The organism is Streptomyces cahuitamycinicus, from assembly GCF_002891435.1.
Classification (GTDB): Bacteria; Actinomycetota; Actinomycetes; order Streptomycetales; family Streptomycetaceae; genus Streptomyces; species Streptomyces cahuitamycinicus.
Genome location: NZ_POUC01000931.1, coordinates 1 through 657, shown reverse-complemented (window position 1 = coordinate 657; position 657 = coordinate 1). Strand labels below are relative to the sequence as shown.

Sequence of the window (657 nt, the reverse complement as noted above, 5' to 3'; positions counted from 1 at the left end):
GGCCCAGGGCATCCGGCTCGGCGGCGAGGTGACCGCGGAGGCCCTCACCTTCGCCCTGTACGACGGTCTGCGGCTGGCCACCCTCCTCATCTGCGTGGGCGCCGCGAACGCCCTCGCCAACCCCTCCCGTCTCCTCAAGTCCCTTCCGGGCGCCCTGTACGAGATGGGTGTCGCGGTCGTCATCGCCCTCACCTTCGCCCCGAGCCTGATCGCCGACGTCCAGCGGCTGCGCGCCGCACGCCGTCTGCGCGGGCGGCCGGACCGGGGCATCAGGGGCCTGCTGCACGTGGGACTCCCGGTCCTGGAGGGCGCACTGGAGCGTTCCGTCGCCCTGGCCGCCGCGATGGACGCCCGCGGCTACGGCCGTACCGCACAGGTCCCGCCCGGCGTACGCCGCACCACAGCCGCCCTCACACTCGGCGGCCTGCTCGGCGTCTGCGCGGGAACGTACGGTCTCCTCACGGCCGAGGGCGCCGCCTACGGTCTCCCCGTGCTCCTCGCGGGTCTCGCCGCCGCCCTTGCCGGCCTCAAGCTCGGCGGCCGCCGGTCACTGCGCACCCGCTACCGCCCGGACCGCTGGGACGTGCGCGCCTGGCTGGTCGTCGCCTCCGGCGTCGCGGTGGCGGCCCTGCTCGCCCTCGCCGCGGTCCGTGACCC

The 657-nt window shown here is 76.1% G+C and carries 1 protein-coding gene; it reads left to right on the top strand.

All coding sequences use genetic code 11. The features are described 5' to 3' along the window. Positions 1-657, top strand: a 657-nt coding sequence (locus C1J00_RS43950) for a CbiQ family ECF transporter T component (RefSeq protein WP_219728421.1), incomplete at both ends; no start/stop codon positions are given.